This is a genomic window from Rhizobacter sp. P2_D12 (genome assembly GCF_056404395.1).
In genome coordinates, this window is the sequence record NZ_JBFUEB010000111.1 from 1 (window position 1) to 19,354 (window position 19,354).

Here is a 19,354-nt window from a genome sequence, read left to right on the forward strand (position 1 = left end):
GTGGTGATGAAGCTGTTCGCCTGCGTGCAACCGCGCGTCGCGGTGTTCGGCAAGAAGGACTACCAGCAGCTGATGGTGATCCGGCAGATGACGCGGCAGTTCGCGCTGCCGATCGCGATCGAGTCCGGGGAGACGAGCCGCGCCGAGGATGGGCTGGCCTTGTCGTCGCGCAATGGGTACCTGAGTGCGCAGGAGCGCGCGGAGGCGACCGCCTTGTCGCGCAGCTTGCGTGAGCTGGCCACGGGCTTCAGCGCGGGGAAGCAAACGCTGGCGCAGTTGGAGGCCGGTGCCTTGGCCGAGCTCGCGGCACGAGGCTGGCAGCCGGACTACCTGACGGTGCGGCGGCGCGATGACCTGCTGCCGCCGCAGGCCGGCGACGCACCGGGATCGCTCGTGGCGCTGGGCGCCGCGCGGCTGGGACAGACACGGTTGATCGACAACCTGGAGTTCTGAGCTCCGCAGGCGTATCGAATTCGATACTTTCGAGGCGAAAAGTCTCGTATTCGATACCCATGCCGGATTTCGACATCAGCCTGCGCATCCTGGGACGCTCGCTCAGGGAAATGCGGCAACGCCGGGGCCTGACCCAAGCCGATGTCGCCACGATCGCCGGCATCCCCAGATTGAAAGTGATCCACGTCGAGGCAGGCCGCCCCGGCGTCGCTGCCTCAGCGTATGCGCGGGTCGCTGCCGCACTGGGCGGCCAGCTTCAGGTTCGTCCGGCAGTCAGGCCGACGCTGGATGAGATCGGTGCGTTGCTGGACGAACTCGACAACTGAGTTGGCGACATACGTCGTCCTCGTTGCCGCTGAGCCCCACTCGTCAGCGCACTCGACGCTGAACCTGCATCCACGCGAGCACCCGATATCATGCGACTCGCTCAGCACCCATGTCCCGGAGCACCTCGCTCTGTGTGAAGGATGCTGCATGCGCACGGGGATCGTCCATGTTCTCGGCCCATTGACGCAATTCCTCATAGAGGAAGTCGATGCTATCGGCCATCAATCAGTCTGTTGTGGTTCGAACATCGACTGTGTAGCCCGGATGCCAATCCGGGTTTGTCGGACACACCCCGGATTGGCATCCGGGCTACGGCCCCCTGAAGCACCCCGCCACCCAACCCAGGATCCGCGCCAGCACCCGCTCCCGGTTCACCTCCGCCGTGAAGGTGTGGTCCGAATCCTCGTAGTACTCCAGCTGCAGATGGTCCCCGAAGTGCACCTCGGGGAACGCGTCGATCAACTGCTCGCGGTAGTTGTGCCGGTCCTCGCGCTCGGCGGTGAAGACCGCCAGGAACCGGTTGCCCCGCTGGCGTGCCGCGCCGTACGCCTGCCCGAGAAACGCCTTCGCCTCCGGTGAATCCAGATCGGTGCGCTGCGCCTCGTCGCCCGCCTCCGCCCCGCCGCCCATGCTCTTGCCCAGCGCCTGCCACAGCGGGTGCTTGCCGCGCGCGATGTTCATCCAGCTGCTCAGCCGCGTCGCGCGCCTTGCATAGTGGTTCAGGTAGTACCTGGGCGTGCGCGGGATCGACGGGTCCAGCAGCACCATCCCCACCACCCGCGGGTCGCCACCGGCATACACCACCGCATGGTCCGCGCCCGAGCACAGCCCGACCAGCACGAAGCGCTGGAAGCCGCGCGCCGATTGCAGCGTGTCCAGCGCCTCGCGGATGTCGGCCAGGCTCGCGTCCAGCAAGGCCAGCCCGTCGTCGCGCGCCTCGCTGTCGCCGATGCCGGACAGGTCGAAGCGCACCGCGTTGAAACCCTCGGCCGCCAGCTGCCGGCACAGCGTCACCGACATCCGGTTCGCACCGACGCGGTGGATGATCCCCGAGTTCAGCACCACCACCGCCGGCCGGTCCGCCCCGTCGGCCGCCGACGTGACGATCCCGACCAGCGCCTTGCGCGGCCCCATCAGCAGCACCTGCTCGTTCACCGTTCCCGGCCCTCGCGCCTGATCCATCAGCTCCACCACTGCGCAATCCGCTGCAACACCTTCACCGGCACGGCGCCGGCCCCCGAATAACGATCCTCCAGCCACGCCGGCTGGCCCTCGACCTGCTCCACCGCCAGGCCCGCCGCCTCGTCCGGCACCGGCACCGAGCGGACCACCAGCGTGCGCGCCGGCAGCTCCTGCCGCGGCAACGCCAACGCCCTCAACTCGCCCGCCATCGGCTCGCCGAGCGCGAAGCCCATCACCTCGTGCCCGCCGCCCTTGTGCGCCGCACGCGCCGGCGCCTCGTGCAGCAGCTCCTGCAGGTAGGCCTCGCCCGACACCACCGGGTCCCACAGCACCAGGCTGTCGACGTCCTTGCGCCGCCGCGCCGCGACACCCGCCGCCAGCGTGCCGCCCAGGCGCAGCCCGACCAGCCCGACGCGCGCCGCATCGGTCGTGTCCTTCAGCTCGTCGATCGCGGTCTCGATGTCGCCCTGCCAGCCCGCCAGGTCGGCATCCTGCATGTCGCCCGCCGAATCGCCGGTGCCGAAGTAGTCGAAACGCATCACGTGCACCCCTGCCTGGTTCAGCAGCGTCGCCAGCTGCTTGATCGAGCGGTGGGCGCGCAGGTATTCCTGCCCCCACGGGTGGCACAGCAGTACCGCCCGCGTGCCGGCCCCGGACGCCGATGCGCGCCCCGGGCTGTAGACGCCGAACAGGCGCCGTTGACGGGTGCCGAAGAAGAAGGGGTTCATGTGCTGGGCAGGTGGTCCGAAACATGGGCGGCGCCCGCGGCCGCGATCTGGCGAAGGGTCTGGAAGAACAGCAGCCGCGGGTCCATGCGCCAGCCGGTCTGCGCCTCGACGGCGACGGCCACGCGCAAGGACAGCAGCGAATGCCCGCCCAGCTCGAAGAAGTTGTCCTCGGCGCCGACGCGCTCGACCTGCAGGATCTCCTGCCAGATGCCGGCCAGCCGCTGCTCCAGCCCCGGCGCGGGCGGCTCGTACGCGGCCACCGGGGCCACGTTCCTGAACGGATCGGGCAAGGCCGCGCGGTCGACCTTGCCGTTCGGCGTCAGCGGGATCGCGTCCAGCGTCACCACCAGCGACGGCACCATGTAGTCCGGCAGCTCGCGCCGCAGGTGGCGCCGCACCTCGCTGACCGTCAGGTCCTCGCCGGCCTGGTAGACCACGTAGGCCACCAGCCGCAGGTCGCCCGGCCCGGCCGCGCGTGCGATCACCACCGATTGCCGCACCGATTCGTGCCCGGCCAGCACCGATTCGATCTCGCCCAGCTCGATGCGGAAGCCGCGGATCTTCACCTGGTGGTCGATGCGGCCCAGGTGCTCCAGCCGGCCCTGCGGCGTCCAGCGGCCCAGGTCGCCGGTGCGGTACAGGCGCGCACCGGGCTGCGTCGAGAAGCGGTCCGTGACGAAGCGGTCGGCCGTCAGCTCGGGCCGGCGGTGGTAGCCCGTCGCCACGCCGGCACCGCCGATCCACAGCTCGCCCGGGATGCCGGCCGGCTGCAGCTCGCCGGCCGGGCTCAGCACGTGCACCTGCGTGTTGTCGATCGGCCGGCCGATCGTGATCGCGCCGCCGCCGCCGCTCACGCGCTCGGCCGTCGACCAGATCGTCGTCTCGGTCGGGCCGTACAGGTTCCACAGCTCGCCGACGCGCGCCAGCAGCGCATCGGCCAGCTCGCGCGGCAGCCCTTCGCCGCCGCACAGCGCGCGCAAGCCCGGCCCACCGGTCCAGCCCGCTTCGATCAGCAGCCGCCAGGTGGCCGGCGTGGCCTGCAGCACCGTGGCGCCGCTGGCCGCCAGCAGCGCCGCCAGCGCGATGCCATCGGCCGCGACCTCGCGCGACACCACCTCGACGCGCGCGCCCACCAGCCACGGCAGGTACAGCTCCAAGCCGGCGATGTCGAACGACACCGTCGTCACCGCGGCCAGCACGTCGCCGGCCTGCAGGCCCGGTTCGCGCCGCATCGAATGCAGGAAGTTCGCGAGCGCGCCATGCGGCACCACCACGCCCTTCGGCCGCCCGGTCGAGCCGGACGTGTAGATCACGTAGGCCGGGTCGGACGGCGCCGGTGCGCTGGCCAGGTTGTCCTCGCTGCCGGCCCCCAACGCCACCGCATCGGCCAGCACGTCCAGCAATTGCACGCCCGGCGGCAGCGCGATGCCGTCGGCCGCATCGCCGCCGGCCAGCAGCACCGCGGCACCGCTGTCCTCCAGCATGTAGGCCAGCCGCTCCGGCGGGAAACCCGGGTCCAGCGGCACGTAGGCGCCGCCCGCCTTCTGCACGCCCAGCAGCGCCACCATCAGCGCGAGCGAGCGCTGCAGGCACACGCCGACCAGGCGACCCGGCCCGACGCCCATCGCGCGCAGCCGGTTCGCGACCCGGTTGGCGCGCGCGTTCAACGCGGCATAGGTCAGCGACGCGCCCTCGAAGCTCACCGCGATCGCATCCGGGCTGCGCGCCACCTGCGCTTCGAAGAGCCGCGGGTACACGTCGACCGCATGCGCCGCCGCGGTGCCGTTGACGTCGGACAGCAGCCAGCGCCGCTCGTCCGCCGTCAGCATCGGCAGCGTCGCGATCGACGCCTGCGGCGCCTGCACCAGCGCTTCGAGCAGCGTCCGGTAGTGCCCCGCCATGCGGCGGATCGTCGGCTCGTCGTACAGCTCGGTCGAGTACTCGAACAACAGGCTGCCGCTGACGGCGGTCTCGATGTACAGCCCCAGCTCGAACGGCGCCGCGCCGCGGTCGATCGCGACCGGCTCCCACTGCAGCCCCGGGAACCCGATGCCGCTCATCGGTGCGTTCTGCAGCGTGAACAGCACCTGCGCGAGCGGCGGCAGCGCAGGCCCCCGCATCGGGCGCAGTTCCTCCACCAGCTTGGCGAACGGCAATTCCTGGTGCGCATAGGCGTCCAGCGCCGCGGTGCGCACGCGGCCCAGCAGCTCGCCGAACGCGGTGTCGCCGCTGCAGGCGGTGCGCAGCACCAGCGTGTTGATGAAGCCGCCGACCAGCCCTTCCACCTCGCGCTGCTCGCGGTTGGCGATCGGCACCGCGACCGCGATGTCGGCCTGCCCGCTGTAGCGGTGCAGCAGCGTCACGTAGGCCGCGAACAGCGTCATGAACAGCGTGCACTCGCGGGCCCGGCTGAAGGCTTCGAGCGATGCGATCAGCGCCGGCGGCAGCACGTCCGCATGCCAGGCGGCGCGGTCGGACAAGATGGGCGGGCGCGGGTGGTCGGTCGGCAGCAGCAGCGGCGCGACGCCATCGAGCTGCCGGCGCCAGTAGCCCAGCTGCGCTTCCAGCAGGTCGCCCTGGAAGCGCTCGCGCTGCCACAGCGCGACGTCGCGGTACTGCACCGGAAGCGGCGGCCACGCCGGCGCGCCTCCCGCCTTGAACGCACCGTAGGCCTCGGCCAGCTCGCGGCCCAGCACGCCGTACGACCACTGGTCGCCGGCGATGTGGTGCATCGCGAGCAGCAGCAGGTGTTCGTCGTCGGCCACCTGGACCAGCAGCGTGCGGAAGACCGGGCCGTGCACCAGGTCGAAGTAGGCGCGCGCGGTGTCGGTGGCCAGCGCGATCGCCGCCGCTTCGGCCTGCCGGCCCTGCGAACGCAGGTCTTCGAACGGCAACGCGAGCGGCGCGTGCGGGTGCACCGCCTGCATCGGCCGCCCGTCCACCATCGCGAAGGTGGTGCGCAGCGTCTGGTGGCGCTGCACCAATGCGTCGAGCGCACGCTCCAGCGCGCCCCGGTCGAGCACGCCATGCAGGCGCAACGCGACCGGCATGTTGTAGGCAGAACTCTCCGGCGCCAGTTCGTGCAGCAGCCACATGCGTTCCTGCGCGAACGACAGCGGCGACGGGCCGTCGCCGGCCAGGCGCGGGATCGCCGCGGCCGGCACGTCATCGGGCGCTCGCCCGGCGTCGATCGCGCGCGCCAGCGCGTGCAGCACCGGGTGCTCGAACAGCGCCCGCAGCACGAAGCCGCGCTGCAGCGCCTGCCGGATGCGCGCGGTGACCTGGGTCGCGAGCAGCGAGTGGCCGCCGAGCGCGAAGAAGTCGTCGAAGCGGCCGACCTCGGCGACACCGAGGATGTCGCGCCAGATCCCCGCCAGCACCGTCTCGGTCGGCCCCTGCGGCGGCTCGACGCGGCGCAGCACCGGCGCCAGGGCGGCTGGGGCCGGCAGCGCCTGGCGGTCGACCTTGCCGTTGCCGGTCAGCGGCAGGCCCGGCAGCACGACGAATGCGGCCGGCACCATGTAGTCGGGCAGGCGCTCGCGCAACGCGGCCTTCAAGGCCTCGGTGGCGGCCGCGCCAACCACGTAGGCCACCAGCCGCCGGTCGCCCGGCACGTCCTCGCGCACCAGCACCGCGCTCTCGCGCACGCCCGGCTGCTGCGCGAGCACCGCCTCGATCTCGCCCAGCTCGATGCGGAAGCCGCGGATCTTCACCTGGTGGTCGATGCGGCCCAGGTATTCGAGTTCGCGCATCCCGTCGCCCCGCACGCGCCAGCGCGCCAGGTCGCCGCTGCGGTACAGCCGCGCGCCGGGCCGCAACGGGTCGCCGACGAAGCGCGCCGCCGTCAGCTCGGGCCGGTTCAGGTAGCCGCGCGCGAGGCCCGGCCCGCCGACGTACATCTCGCCGGTCACGCCGATCGGCACCGGCTGCATCGCGGCGTCCAGCAACTGCACGCGCAGGTCGGGGATCGGCACGCCGATCACGCTGCCGCGGCCCGCGTCGAGGTCGGCCAGCGTGATCGGCCGGTACGTCACGTGCACGCAGGTCTCGGTGATGCCGTACATGTTGACGAGCCGCGGCTGCGCATCGCCATGGCGCTCGAACCACGGCCGCAGGCTGTGCAGTTCCAGCGCCTCGCCGCCGAAGATCACCTCGCGCAGCGCGGTACGGCGCGGCGCGCCGCTGTCGACGTCGGCCTGCACCAGCTGGCGGAAGGCGGACGGCGTCTGGTTCAGCACCGTGACGCGCTCGTCGTGCAGCAGCGCGAGGAAGGCCTCGGGCGAGCGGCTCACCGCCTGCGGCACCACCACCAGGCAGCCGCCGTGCGCAAGCGCCCCCCACAACTCCCAGACCGAGAAGTCGAAGGCCACCGAGTGGAACAGCGTCCACACGTCCTGCGGCCCGAAGTGGAACCAGGCCTCGGTGGCGCCGAACAGCCGGTCGACCGCGCGGTGCGTCAGCAGCGTGCCCTTGGGCTGGCCGGTCGAGCCGGAGGTGTAGATCACGTAGACCAGGTCGTCGGGCCCGACCGGGCTGGCCGGGTCGTGGTCCGGCGCCTGCGCGAGCGATGCGTCGTCCAGGCACAGCGTGCTACCCGCATGCGCCGGCAGCCGCGCCAGCAACGCCGATTGCGTCAGCATCACCGGCGCCTGCGCATCGCCCAGCATGAAGGCCACGCGCTCGGCCGGGTAGGCCAGGTCGATCGGCAGGTAGGCGCCGCCGGCCTTCAGGATGCCGAGCAGCCCGACGACCAGGTCCATCGAGCGCTCGGCGCACAGCCCGACGCGCGTGCCGGGCCCGACGCCCAGCGCCTGCAGCCGGTGCGCGACCTGGTTGGCGCGCCGGTTCAGCGCGCCGTACGACATCGAGACGCCATCGCAGCGCAGCGCCACCGCATCGGGTGCGCGCGCCGCCTGCGCCTCGAAGCGCCGGTGCATCGGCATCGCCTCGCCGCCCGCCGCCACGTCATTCGGCAGCAGCGCGTCGCGCTCGCCGTCGGTCAGCAGCGGCAGCCGGCCGATCGGCGTCGCCGGGTCGGCCACGATGCCGGCCAGCAGCGTTCGGTAGTGCCCCCACAGCCGCTCGATGCTGGCGCGGTCGAACAGCGACGGGTTGTACTTGAACGCCCCCGACAGCGCGTCGCTGCGGTCGATGAGGCCGAGGCCGAGGTCGAACTGCCCCTCCTGCTGCACCATCGCGTACGGCCGCACGCGCAGCCCGGCGAAGTCGACCGGCGCATCGTTGGCGCCGGCCACCAGCAGGTCGTTCAGCTCGCGGAACTGCTCGAAGCGCTGCAGCACGAACATGGTCTCGAACAGCGGCGAGCGACTCGGGTCGCGCGCCGGCTGCAGCCGTTCCACCAGCAGCGGCAGCGGGTACTCCTGCGCGTCCAGCGCCTCCAGCAGCGTGCCGCGCACCTGGCGCATCAACGCGCGGAACGGCATCGCCGCGTCCAGGTGCGAGCGCAGCGCCACCGGGTTCACGAAGTCGCCGAGCACGCGCGCGAAGTCCTGCTGCGTGCGGCCGAAGGTCGGCGTGCCGACGATCACGTCCTCGGTGCCGGTGTGGCGGAACAGCAGCACCTTGAAGGCCGCCAGCAGCACGACGTACAGCGTCATGCCCTCGTCGCGCGCGAGCTGGTTCAGGCGCTGCGTGGTCGCGGTGTCGAAATGGAAATCCAGCGTCGCGCCGAGGCCGCTGCGCCGCGGCGGGCGGGCGCGGTCGGTCGGCAGCTCGATCTCGGCGCGCGGCGCGGCCAGTTGCCGGGTCCAGTAGTCGGCCAGCTGCGCCCCCTGCGGGCCGGCCAGCATCTGCGCCTGCCAGCGACTGTAGTCGGTGTACTGCACCTCGACGCGCGCCAGCCCGGCCGGCGGGCCGCCCGCGGCCTCGTGCAGCAGCGCGCGGAACTCCTCCAGCATCAGCAGCAGCGACCAGCCGTCGATCGCGATGTGGTGCACCACCAGCAGCAGCACGTGCTCGTCGGCGGCACGGCTGTACAGCGCGCTGCGCAGCACCGGGCCGCGTGCCAGGTCGAAGGGTTTCGCATAGTCGGCGGCGATGCGCTGCTGCAGCGCCGCGTCGTCGAGCCGGGCGACGTCGTGCAACTCCAGGGCCGCGACGCCGGTGCCGGCCACGCGCTGCGCCGGCACGCCGTCGACCACGTCGCAGGTGGTGCGCAGCACCGCATGCCGGTCGACCAGGGCCTGCAGCGCCTGCCGCAGGTGCGCCGGATCCAGCGGCGACAGCACCTGCAGCGCGAACGCCACGTGGTAGGCCGCGCTGTCGGGCTGCTCCTGGTGCACGAACCACAGCGCCTGCTGCGCATACGACAGCGGCGCGTGGCGCACCTGCTGCGCCGCCTGCTCGCGCAGCGCCGCCAGCACCGCGTCGCGCCGCGCGCCGATCTGCGCGCGCAGCTCGGCCGACAAGGCCCCCTGCGGCGCCCGAAAGCGCAGCCGGCTGCCTTCGAACCACAGCTCGACCCCTTGCGCGGCAAGGGTGGACAGCAAGGTCTTCACGTCGGCGCTCACTGAGACGCATTCCTTTCAGGGTTCGGTTGCCACATCCACAGGGCCAGCAGCGCGAGCGCGATCCACACGCCGCCGACCATGTCGCGGTGCGTGAACGGCTCGCCGCCCGCACCCCATTCGACCAGCGCCATGCACAGCAGGTGCACGTGCAAGGTCGGTGCCACGCGGGCCACCGGCGCGCTCTCGCAGGCCCGGTCCAGCGCCCACAGCGCCAGCAGGCCGACGCTGCCGATGCCGGCCAGCAGCGCGGCGTCGTGCCAGTTCGGCGTCACCCACACGAAGGGCATCAGCGGCGTCAGCAGCGCGAACACGCCGAGCGCGGTGTAGAACAGGTTGGCCTGCACCGGCTCGTCGCGCAGCGAGCGCGTCATCACCACGTAGCCGCTGAACGACAGCGCCATCACCAGCGGCAGCACGGCCCCGGCCAGCGAAGCCGGCGGCGACGGCTCGGCCATCAGCGCGGCCACGCCCATGCCGATCAGCGCCACCGCCCACAGCCAGCGCGGAACGCGCTCGCCCAGCCAGAGCCGTGCGAAGGCCAGGATCAGCAACGGCGAGACCCAGAACATCGCCCACACCGTGCCGGCGCGGTCGCCGGCGGCCAGCGACAGCGCAAAGCTCGCCGGCATCACCAGCATCAGCAGCGAGCGTGCCAGCTGGAAACCGGGCCGCCGCGTGCGCCACAGCCGCGCCGGCCGGCGCCAGCCGAACAGCAGCAGCAGGCAGGCCAGGTGGGCCGCGTAGCGGCACCACACCACCTGCATCAGCGCGTAGTGCAGCTGCAGCCGCGCGCCGAACACGCCTTCGACGAAGGCCCAGGCCAGCGCGAACAGCGCCAGCAGCAGCATGGCCCGGCGGCCCGGGTCGCGCTGCGCGAGCGAGGTGGCGAAGGCGATGGGCGCGACCTGCATCACAGCCTCGGGTCGTCGTCCAGCGGCACCGGGCCGGTGGCCGGCTCCAGCGCCATCGGCCCGGTCAGCACCGGTGTGCGCTGCGGCAGCTCGTGYCGATCGTGGGCCAGCGCGGCGCGCCACAGCGCATACGCGATGGCCACGACCATCATCAGGCCGAACGCGATGCGCAGCGACGGCAGGTGGCCGCGCGCCAGCAGCGAGACCGCGGTCAGGCAGGCCACGTGCAGGTACAGCGCCGGCGCCACCCACGGCAGCGCCCAGCGGCGCAGCGCGTGCTCCAGCAGCCACAGCGCGAGGAAGCCGAACACCCCGAGCGCCGCGAACACCAGCGCGTCATGCAGCGACGGCGCGACCCACACGCCGGGCAGGAACGGCGCGACGCCGAGCACGCCGCCCAAGGCGACGTAGAACAGGTTGGTCTGGACCGGCTCGTGGCGCAGCGAACGCGTCAGCGCCAGGTACAGCGCGAAGGCCAGCCCCATCAGCAGCGGCACCAGCGCGGCCTGCAGCGACGGCGGGCGCGCCGGCTCCAGCATCGCGACAGTGGCACACAGCCCGGCCGCGGCGGCGATCCACAGGCCGAGCGGCGCACGCGACTGCAGCCAGCCGCGCGCCAGCAGCAGCGCGAACACCGGCGCGACCCACAGCCCGGTCAGCACCAGGTGCGGCGACGCACCCTGCAGCACCGCGACGCCGAAGCCGAGCGGGATCGCCAGCATCAGCGCCGCGCGCAGCAGCTGCAGCAGCGGCCGGCGCGTACGCCACAGCGGCTGGCGCATGGCATCGCGGCGCCAGCCCCACAGCGCGAGCATCAGCGCCAGCTGCACCGCGAAACGGCAGCCTTCGATCTGCAGCACGTCGTAGCCGCCGTGCAGCCGCGTGACCATCAGTTCGAGCCCGGCCCACAGCACCGAGAACGCGAACGCGAACAGCAGCGCGGCGCGCGCGGAAGGCGCGGTCCTCACAGCGAGCCCTCCTCGAAGGCCGCTTCCGGCTGGGCCGCAGGCGCCGGGCCGCCGAGGTCGAGGCCGGCCAGCACCAGCGCCGACAGCTGCACGATGCTCGGCCCCTTCAGCAGGTCGGCCACCGCCACCTTGGCCTTCAGCGAGGTCTGGATGCGGTTGCGCAGCTCCATCGCCATCAGCGAATCCATGCCCATCTCCATCAGCGAGCGCTGCGGGTCGACCGCGCGCGCGGCCGGCAGCGCCAGCACACGCACGATCTGCGCCGACAGGAAGCCCACCAGCAGCGCCAGCCGGTCGTCGGCCGGCGCCTGCGCCAGCTGCGCGAGGATGTCGGTGCGCGGGCCGTTGTCGGCGGCGCGCGCGGCCGGCTGCTGCGGCGCGGCCTGCACCAGCTCGCTGAAGAACGGCCCCAGGTTGCGCGGCAGGCGCGCGCGCACCAGCGGCATCGCCGCCATCTGCGGCGACGCGGCGGCCGCGAGCATCTGCCGCATCATCGCGACGCCGGCCTCCGGCGAGATCATGCCCAGCCCCATCGCGGCCCAGCGCCGGCGGTGCGTCTCGCCGATGCCGGCCGCCATGCCGACCTCGGACCAGCTGCCCCAGTCGATGGAAAGCGCGTGCTGGCCGCGCGAACGCCGCAGGTGCGCCAGCGCATCGACGAAGGAGTTCGCCGCCGCATAGTTGCTCTGCCCGGGCGAGCCCAGCAGCGCCGCGCCCGACGAGAAGCCGATGAAGAAGTCCAGCGCCAGGTGGGCCGTCAGCTCGTGCAGGTTCCAGCTGCCGCGCACCTTGGGCGCCATCACGCGCGCGAAGCGCCGCATGTCCTGCTCGGCCAGCAGGCCGTCGTCGACGATGCCGGCGGCATGCACGACGCCGCGCAGCCGCGGCATCTGCGCCGCGACCTGCGCCAGCAGGCGCGTCATCTGCCCGGTGTCGGACACGTCGGCCTGCGCCGCGAGCACCTGCACGCCGGCCGCCTGCAGCGTGTCGATCGCGGCCTGCGCCTCGGGCGACGGCGCACGCCGACCCAGCAGCACCAGGTGGCGCGCGCCTTCGGCCGCCAGCCACTGCGCGCTGACCAGGCCCAGCCCGCTCAGCCCGCCCGTCACCAGGTAGCTCGCATCCGGGCGCACCGGCGGCGCGCGGTGCTGCGTGATGACGATCTTGCCGACGTGGTGGCCCTGCCCCATGTAGCGGAAGGCCTCCTCGGCGCGCTCCAGCGGGTACAGCTTCTGCGGCAGCGGCTGCAGCACGCCGGACGCGAAGTCGGCCAGCAGGTCCTTCAGCATCTCGCGCACGAACAGCGGCCGCGCCGCGGCGATCTCGCCCAGGTACAGCGGGTGGTAGTGGCGGCCCGGGAACTCTTCGGCCACCTTGGCGGTGTCCCAGATGCCGGTCTTGCCGATCTCGATGAAATGGCCGCCCGGCTTCAACATGCGCAGGCTGGCGGGAATGAAGTCGCCGGCCAGCGAGTTCAGCACGATGTCCACGCCTGCGCCGCCGGTGTCGCGCATCACGTCGTCGGCAAAGCTCAGCGAACGCGAGTCGGCCACGTGCTGCACGCCCAGGCGCTGCGCCAGCGCGCGCTTGGCCGGGCTGCCGGCGGTGCCGAAGATCTCGGCGCCGGCGCGCCTGGCGAGCTGCGCCGCCGCCATGCCGACGCCGCCGGTCACCGCATGCAGCAGCACGCGGTCGCCCTTCTTCATCTGCGCCAGGTGCTTCAGCGCGTACTCGGCGGTCAGGAAGGTGACCGGGATGGTCGCCGCCTCGGCGAAGCTCATCTGCGGCGGTTTGAGCACCGTCAGCGAGGCCGGCGCGATGACCCAGGTCGCGAAGCTGCGGTCGACCATCGCGATCACCTCGTCGCCCACCGCCAGGTCGTCGACGCCGTCGCCGACCGCGGTGACGACGCCCGCGCACTCGTTGCCGAGCGGGCCCGCATCGCCCGGGTACATGCCGAGCGCATTCAGCACGTCGCGGAAGTTCAGCCCGGTCGCGAAGACGCGGATCTCGACCTGGCCCGGTCCCGGCACCTCGCGCGGCACGGCCTGCAGCGCCAGGTTCTCGAGCGAACCGCGCTCGGTGATGGCCAGCCGCAGCGGCTGCTCGGCCGGCACGAAGCGGCCCGGCACCAGGCGCGCGGCGTGGCGCACGCCGTCGCGCAGCGCGACGCGGTCTTCGGCATCGGCCTGCCAGAGGCTCGCGAACAGCAGCTCGGCCTCGTCGGCGCGCACCACCGGGTCGAGGTCGATGCGCACGCAGCGCGCCTGCGGCACCTCGGACGCGACCACGCCGCCCAGCCCCCACACGGTCGCCTGCACCAGGTCCGGCACCGATCCTTGCACCGGCTGCGCCGCGCGCGTGACCAGCCAGCGCCGCGCCGGCGAATCGCCCAGCGCCTGCACCGCGTGCAGCAGGTTGCCCAGCAGCTGCGCCTGCGCGGTCTCCATCGCCTCCAGCGTCTGCACGACCGGCGGCACCAGCGCCCACAGCAGCACCACGCCTTGCAGCGGGCGCGCGTCGGCGCGCGCGGCTTCGTCGATCGCGCGGCGGATCTGCGCGTTGTCGGCCGCATCCACCTGCCAGCCTTCGGCCAGCGCCGCGAAGCCGTCGCCGCGGTAGATCAACGCGACGCCCGCACCCTCGGCCTTCAAGCGGTTCGCGAGACCCGCGCCGACACCGGTGCGGTCGGCCAGGACCAGCCAGCGGCCGGGCGGCTCGCTGCGCGGGGTGCTCAGCGGCGCCGCTTGCCACGCGGTCTCGAAGGCCCAGTCGGGTTCGCCGACCGCGGGTGCCGCGCCCGCCGACGCGACGCGCTGCAGCGCCTCGTGCGTGACGCGGCGCAGCTCCAGCCCCGACAGCTCGGCCAGCACCTGGCCCTCGTCGGACAGCAGCAGCAGGTCGGCCCGCAGCAGCTCGGCATCGCGTTCGGCCGGCTCGACGCTCACCTGGCACCAGGCCTCGGACACGCCGTCGCGGAACACGCGGTAGCTGCCGATGCCGACCGGCACGCAGATGTCGTCGCTGTGCAGCGCGTCGTCGGCCCACGGCAGGCCGAGGCCGATCAGCTGCAGGCAGGCATCGAGCAGCGCCGGGTGCAGCACCAGGCCTTGCGTCGACAGGTCGGCCGGCAGCCGGACGCGGCCCAGCACGCGGCCGCCGTCGCGCGCGACCTCGGTGATGCCGCGGAAGGCCGGGCCGTAGTGCGCGCCCTGCGCGGCGAGCTTGTCGTAGTACGGTGCCACCGGCAGCGACGGCGCACCGGCGAGCCGCCACGCGGCGTCGACCGCCGGCGCGTCGCCCCGGCCCGGCACCAGCGTCGCGCTCGCGTGCAGGCGCCAGTCGCTGTCGCCGCTTTTGCTGAACACCTGCACCGTCTGCGTATCGGCCTCGGCCGGCGTCACGATGACCTGCAGCGTCGCCGAGCCCTGCTCGGGCAGCACCAGGCCTTCGCGGATCGACAGCGACTGCAGCCGGCCATCCTCGCCGCCCAGCACCTCGCGCGCCGCGGCCTGCGCCAGCTCGAGGAAGCCGGTGGCCGGGAACAGCGTGAAGTCGAAGATGCGGTGGTCGGCCAGCCACGGCTGCGCCGCGAGGCCGATCTCGGCCTGGAAGATGCGCAGCGGGCTCGCCACCACGCCGCCCAGCAGCGCATGCCGGGTGCGCGTGGGCGCCAGTTCGCTGCGCTTGTCGGCGGCGTCGAACTGCTGCCAGTAGGGATCGCGCTGGAACGGATAGCCCGGCAGCACCGCGCGCCGCCGGGCACCGCCCTGCACCGCCGCCCAGTCCGGCCGCACGCCGCGCACGAACAGCTGGCCCAGGCTGTCGAGCAGCGACGCCGTGTCGTCGCGGCCCTTGCGCAGCGATGCGATCCAGGCGCTGCCCGGCATCGCGCTGCCGCGCTGCGCCATGTTCAGCAGCGTCGGCTGCGGGCCGACCTCGACGAAGACGCGCAGGCCGTCGGCCTGCAGCGCCGCGATCGATTCGCCGAAGCGCACCGCATCACGCACGTGGCGGCGCCAGTAGCCGCTCTGGCAGACCTCGTCGCCGGCCAGCCGGCCGGTGAGGTTGGAGGCCAGCACCAGCTGCGGCGGGTGGAACGCGACCTGCGACGCGACCGCCTCGAAGGCGTCGAGCATCGGGTCCATCAGCGGCGAGTGGAAGGCGTGCGACACCTTCAGCCGCTGCGCCTCGATGCCGGCGGTGGCCAGGCGTTCGAGCGCGGCGTCGACGGCATCGCTGCGGCCGGAGATCACGGTGTTCTGCGGCCCGTTGGCGGCGGCGATGGCCAGCACCTGGGCATCGCGCGCGATCGCGGCGCGCACCGTGGCCTCGTCGCTGAAGACCGCGGCCATCGCGCCGTCGCGCGGCAGCGCGGCCATCAGGCGGCCGCGCTCGACGATCAGCTTCAGGCCGTCGGCGAGGCTGAACACGCCGGCCACGCAGGCGGCCACGTACTCGCCGACGCTGTGGCCCATCACCGCGGTCGGCTTGACGCCCCAGGCCTGCCACAGCTGCACCAGCGCGTACTCGATCGCGAACAGCGCCGGCTGCGTGAAGGCGGTGTCGTCGAGCCGTTCGGCATCGTTCCAGACCACGTCGAGCAGGCTGCGGCCGAGCAGCGGTGCCGCGAGGCGTTCGCACTCGTCGAGCGCGGCGCGGAACGCCGGCTCGCTGTCGTACAGCGCGCGGCCCATGCCGGCGTACTGCGCGCCCTGGCCGGTGAACAGGAACACCAGCTCGGGCACGGTGCCGCTGACGGCCCGGCCGCGCGACGTGCCCGGGCCGGGCTCGCCGGCCGCGAACTCGGCCAGCCGCGCGCACAGCGACTCGGCGCTGTCGGCGACGACGGCGAGGCGCTCGACGAAGTGCGAGCGGCCGAGGGCCAGCGTCGCGGCGACTTCGGCCAGCGGCAGCGGCGCCGACATCGCGTCGGCCAGGCGCTTGGCCGAGGCCTCGAGCGCGCCCGGCGTCTGCGCCGTCAGCACGAACAGCTGCTGCGCACGCGCCGCTGCGGGAGCGGCAGCCGCCAACGGGGCTTCCTCGAGCACGACGTGTGCATTGGTGCCGCTGAAGCCGAACGAGCTGACGCTCGCGCGGCGCGGCGTGCCGCCGGCACTGCCCCATGGCGTGCTCACCGTCGGCACCGTGATCGGGATCTCGTTCCACGCGATCAGCGGATTCGGCTGCTTCAGGTGCAGGTGCGGCGGGATCGTGCGATGCTGCAGCGCGAGCGCCACCTTGATCACGCCGGCCACGCCGGCCGCGGCCTCCAGGTGGCCGATGTTGGTCTTGACCGAGCCGATCATCAGCGGCGTCCCCGCGGGTCGCTGGCCGTAGACCTGGTGCAGCGCCTTCACCTCGATCGGGTCGCCGAGCGGCGTGCCGGTGCCGTGCGCCTCGACGTAGCCGATGTCGTCGGGCTTGACGCGCGCATTCGCCAGCGCGGCGCGGATCACCGCCTCCTGCGCGGTGCCGTTGGGGGCGGTCAGCCCGCTGCTGCGGCCGTCCTGGTTCAGCGCCGAGCCGCGCACCAGCGCGAGCACGCGGTCGCCGTCGCGCTGCGCGTCGGACAGGCGCTTGAGCACCAGCACGCCGCAGCCTTCGCCGCGCACGTAGCCGTCGGCCGACGCGTCGAAGGTCTTGCAGCGGCCATCGAACGACATCATGCGGGCGCGCGACGTGAGGATGGAGCCGTCGGCCGTCAGCGTCAGGTTCACGCCGCCGGCCAGCGCCAGGTTGGCCTCGCCGCTGCGCAGGCTTTGCACCGCCCAGTGGATGGCCACCAGCGACGACGAGCAGGCGGTGTCGACCGCGACGTTGGGGCCGTGCAGCCCGAGGAAGTACGACAGCCGCCCGGCCGCCACGCTGTGCGCCGTGCCCGACGGCGTGTAGGCATCGCCGTTGCGCGAGCCCACCGCCTCGGACAGCCGGTTCGCATAGTCGTGCGTCGTTATGCCCATGTAGACGGCGGTCTGGCTGCCGGCCAGCGACGACGGCGCGATGCCGGCGTGCTCGAGCGATTCCCAGGTCACCTCCAGCAGCAGGCGCTGCTGCGGATCGAGGCTGATGGCCTCGCGCGGCGAGATGCCGAAGAAGTGCGCGTCGAACAGGTCGACGTTCTTCACGAACGCGCCCCAGCGGGTGTAGCTCTTGCCGGGCGCGTCGGGGTTGGCGTCGAAGCAGGCCTCGGCGTCCCAGCGTTCCTTGGGCACCACGGTGACGCCGTCGGTGCCGCTGTTCAGGAACTGCCAGAACGCCTCGGGCGTGTCGCCATCGCCGGGGAAGCGGCAACCGATGCCGACGATGGCGATCGGCTCGGTGCGCGCCTGTTCCGCGGCCTTCAACCTGGCCTCGAGCTGGTCGATGGCCTGCAGCGAGCGCTTGAGCAGCGCGGCGTAGTCGGGAGTCTGCCTGGTGTCGGTCACGGTGTCTCCTGGGCCGGCTCGCGCGAACCGTTCGCCCTGAGCAGGGACTGAGCTTGTCGAAGGCCCGTGTCGAAGGGTTGGTGCCCTGGCACCTGGGCTTCGACAAGCTCAGCCCGAGCGAGGTGCGCGCAAGGCTTCGACAGGCTCAGCCCGAACGGGGAACGATCAATCACGGTGTCTCCTCAGTGCTGATGCCATCGAGGCGACGCATCAGCTGCATCGCAAGTTCATCCTCCGACAGCGCATCCAGGCTGTCATCCGCAGCTTGGGGGGTTGCTGCCGGGGGCACCACCGGTTCAGGGGAGGCATCGCCCATCTCGGCACCGAACACCTCGCTCGCCAGGTGCTCGGTCAGCGCGGCCACCGAGGGGTGGTCGAAGGTCAGCGTCGCCGACAGCGTGCGGCCGACCGCCTTGCCGAGCAGGTTGCGCAGCTCCACCGCCATCAGCGAATCCAGCCCCAGCTGGCGCAGCGGCTCGGTCACGTCCAGCTCGTCGGCGCGCTGCACGCCCAGCACCTTGACGGTGAGCTGGCGCACGTGCTCGCGCAGCACCGTCTTGCGGCGGTTCGGCGTCGCGGCGGCGATGCGCTCGTGCAGCGACGGGCCGGCCTGCGCGGCGTTCGCGGCGACGGCCGGCCCGGCCGCCGTGCCGGCCACCAGCTCGCTGAACAGCGGCGGCTCGGCACGCTGCTCGCGCAGCTGCGACCAGTCGCTCGCCAGCACCGCGATCTGCGCCGTCTCGAACGGGCTGCGCGCGCCGTCGCGCCGCATCGCGTGGTCGAGAGCCGCCAGGCCGTCGGCCGGCGCGATCGCCTGCAGCGAACCGGGCTGGTCGAGCTGCCGGTCGGCCGCGGCGCCGATCTCGGCCCACGGGCCCCAGTTGATGCTCAGCGTCGGCAGGCCCTGCGCCTGGCGGTGCCAGGCCAGCGCGTCCTCGAAGGCATTCGCCGCCGCGTGGTTGACCTGCCCGGCCGAGCCGGCGATCGACGCGCCGGACGAGAAGAACACCAGGAAGTCCAGTTCGCCGCACAGCGTGTGCAGGTTCCAGCTGCCGAACACCTTCGGGCCCATCACGTGCGCGAAGCGCGGCCAGTCCTGCCCGGCGATCACGCCGTCGTCCAGCACGCCGGCCGCATGGACCACGCCGGCCAGCGGCGCGTTGACACCGGCCAGCACGCGCTGCACGTCCTCGCGCAGCGCGACGTCGCCGAGCACCGCCTGCACGTCGACGCCCTGCGCCCGCAACCGGTCGATCGCCTGCTGCGCACGCCCGTCGGCGGCGCGCCGTCCCATCAGCACCAGGTGGCGCGCGCCCTGCGCGGCCAGCCACTCGGCCACGCGCAGGCCCAGGCCGCGCAGTCCGCCGGTGACGAGGTAGCTGCGCGATGCATCGATCGCGAGGCTGCCGTGCACCGGGTGCACGTCGTGGCGCACCAGCCGGCGCGCCAGCCGTCGCGGGCCGCGCAAGGCCACCTGGTCCTCGCGCGAGGCCGCCTGCAGCTCGGCCACCAGCGCGATCGCCGAGGCCGGGTTGTCGGCCGCCGGGTCGAGGTCGATGCGCATGCAGCGCAGCTCCGGGTGCTCGATCGCGACGACGTGGCTCATGCCCCAGGCCGTGGCCTGCGCCGGGTTCGCGCCTTCGTGCCGGTGCGTCGCCTGCGCACCGCGCGTCGCGATCCACAGCCCGGGCACCTGCGCTGCGGACTGCGCCGCCATCGTCTGCACCGTCTGCAGCAGCGCGCTGACCAGGAACTGCTGCTCGCGCGCGATGTCGTCGGTCGACAGCCCGGCATGTGCCACCAGGTCCAGCGCCTGCAGCTGCACGA

General features: G+C 73.0%; 9 protein-coding genes. 2 read left to right on the forward strand and 7 right to left on the reverse strand.

Annotated features, from left to right (window positions below; translation table 11 throughout):
• A partial coding sequence (locus tag AC1DYN_RS26650; protein ID WP_477964735.1) for a pantoate--beta-alanine ligase occupies window positions 1–453 on the forward strand: 453 nt, incomplete at its 5' end.
• 59 nt (window positions 454–512) lie between these two features.
• Entirely contained in the window at window positions 513–779 is a 267-nt protein-coding gene (locus tag AC1DYN_RS26655; protein ID WP_477964737.1) for a helix-turn-helix transcriptional regulator, read from the forward strand.
• A gap of 310 nt (window positions 780–1,089) precedes the next feature.
• On the opposite strand, the gene AC1DYN_RS26660 is transcribed toward AC1DYN_RS26655, so the two are convergent.
• From AC1DYN_RS26660 to AC1DYN_RS26690, 7 genes are all read right to left on the reverse strand, one after another.
• The gene (locus AC1DYN_RS26660) at window positions 1,090–1,962 is read right to left on the reverse strand and encodes an alpha/beta fold hydrolase (protein WP_477964739.1); all 873 of its coding nucleotides are present in this window, start codon (window positions 1,960–1,962) and stop codon (window positions 1,090–1,092) included.
• A complete protein-coding gene (locus AC1DYN_RS26665; protein ID WP_477964741.1) occupies window positions 1,962–2,690 on the reverse strand; it encodes a serine aminopeptidase domain-containing protein in 729 nt (242 codons plus the stop codon). Before AC1DYN_RS26665 ends, AC1DYN_RS26660 begins: the two co-directional genes overlap by 1 nt.
• Entirely contained in the window at window positions 2,687–9,220 is a 6,534-nt protein-coding gene (locus AC1DYN_RS26670; protein WP_477964743.1) for an amino acid adenylation domain-containing protein, read from the reverse strand. The genes AC1DYN_RS26665 and AC1DYN_RS26670 overlap by 4 nt, the downstream gene beginning before the upstream one ends.
• Entirely contained in the window at window positions 9,217–10,131 is a 915-nt protein-coding gene (locus AC1DYN_RS26675; protein WP_477964745.1) for a DMT family transporter, read from the reverse strand. The genes AC1DYN_RS26670 and AC1DYN_RS26675 overlap by 4 nt, the downstream gene beginning before the upstream one ends.
• Window positions 10,131–11,099 carry a DMT family transporter gene (locus AC1DYN_RS26680; RefSeq protein WP_477964747.1) on the reverse strand — a complete coding sequence of 323 codons (969 nt, stop codon included), beginning with the start codon at window positions 11,097–11,099 and terminating at the stop codon, window positions 10,131–10,133. The genes AC1DYN_RS26675 and AC1DYN_RS26680 overlap by 1 nt, the downstream gene beginning before the upstream one ends.
• Complete coding sequence (locus AC1DYN_RS26685; RefSeq protein WP_477964749.1) at window positions 11,096–17,527, reverse strand: SDR family NAD(P)-dependent oxidoreductase; 6,432 nt, start codon at window positions 17,525–17,527, stop codon at window positions 11,096–11,098. Before AC1DYN_RS26685 ends, AC1DYN_RS26680 begins: the two co-directional genes overlap by 4 nt.
• Before the next feature lie 169 nt (window positions 17,528–17,696).
• A partial coding sequence (locus tag AC1DYN_RS26690; RefSeq protein WP_477964751.1) for a beta-ketoacyl reductase occupies window positions 17,697–19,354 on the reverse strand: 1,658 nt, incomplete at its 5' end.